Source organism: Oleiphilus sp. HI0123 (assembly GCF_001635315.1).
This window is the reverse complement of record NZ_LWGE01001198.1, coordinates 1-1437: the sequence shown is the minus strand read 5'-3', so window position 1 is coordinate 1437 and position 1437 is coordinate 1. Positions and strand designations below refer to the sequence as shown.

The 1437-nt window shown below is 46.7% G+C and carries 1 protein-coding gene; it reads right to left on the bottom strand.

Annotated elements, in window-relative coordinates; translation table 11 throughout:
* Positions 1 to 80: 80 nt before the first annotated feature.
* Positions 81 to 1437: FAD-binding oxidoreductase (locus A3761_RS13370; protein ID WP_068750337.1), on the bottom strand; the 1357-nt coding region annotated here is incomplete at its 5' end.

Below are 1437 nucleotides of genomic sequence, written 5' to 3'. Positions count from 1 at the left end.
TCATATCGCAGCTGTCACGCCGAGAGTTTGAAAAGTTATAATTTTTTTGGACCGTAAATTGAGCCGAGCTTGCAAAAAAGCTAGTCGAACAGGCTTTTTACTCTGTCATCTTCTATCAGGGTTCCCGGGTTCAATAAGCCCTTCTCATCCATGGCTGCAAAAGCAGTTTTAATGAGGTGCATTCCTAACTCGCCCTTCTCTTTTGGAAGGAAAGGAGCATGATCTTTACCAACTCCGTGCTGATGACTGATTGCACCGCGATTGTTGACGATAATCTCGGAGGTAGAAGATTTCATATGCTTCCAACGCTCTAAAGCTTGCTCGCAGCTCTCACCGGCTCGATACACATAAGTCGTATAAATACTGCAACCCTGGCCGTAGAAGTGTGAAAGATGGGTAAAGACATGGACCTTTTCATTTTCAGCGCTAAGACTATTGCGTAAATTGTCTTCAATTTTATTAAGTAGATTATCTACATTATCCCAGTCGGTTGCCGTTTCAAGGGTATCAACCACATAGCCCTTTTCCCAAAGAGCTTCGCGTAGGTAAGGCATCTTAAAGCGTTTATCAGCCCACTTCTTACCCAAAAAGTTACCGGTGTACACGCCATGATAACGACGAATCATGCTCTTCATTAGTTTGTGGGCAGGGCGGCACTGCTCAGGCAGCCCCGTTATACCCAAGGTCATCATGCACTTGCCTTCAGCAGCACCTTTAAAGCTCAGATACTTTTCAAGCATTGATATCTGGCCAGGGTGACCAGCCAAAGCAAGTTGGGTCGTGGTTTCAACGGCATTACTTAAGCGCAGCATCGATAGTTGAACCTTACTCTGAACCATATAACGAGCTGCTTCCTTTGCTTGCGTCCACGAAGGGAAGAAAATAACGTAAAAGTCTTCTTGCTCTGCTAAAGGTGTCACTCGTACCTTAACTTCAGAGATTACGCCCATCCTCCCTTCCGAGCCCATAAAGATCTCTCTTACATCCGGGCCGCCTGCCGAGGCAGGAATGGTTTGAATATCCATACGCCCCTTAGGTGTTTCGACACTACCACCAGCAAACATTTGTTCGATGCGTCCATAACGCAGAGACTGCTGTCCACTAGAACGGCTCGCTACCCAACCACCAATGGTCGACAGCTCAAAGCTCTGGGGAAAGTGCCCCAAGGTATAGCCTCTAGAACGAAGCTGAGATTCAACTAAAGGCCCAGGTGTACCGGCACCAAAGGTAGCAATCTGACTCTCCTCATCCAAATCTATCAAGCGAGTCATTCGACCTAGCGATAAAGTTAGTATCGGTTCATCAGATTCAAAAGGGTTAATATGCCCCGCGACGCTGGTTCCACCACCATAGGGAATCAGGATAATGTCATGTTCATAACAAAACTCGACCAACTCAGCGACCTGATCTTTAGTTTCTGGAAAAGCAACGCCGTCG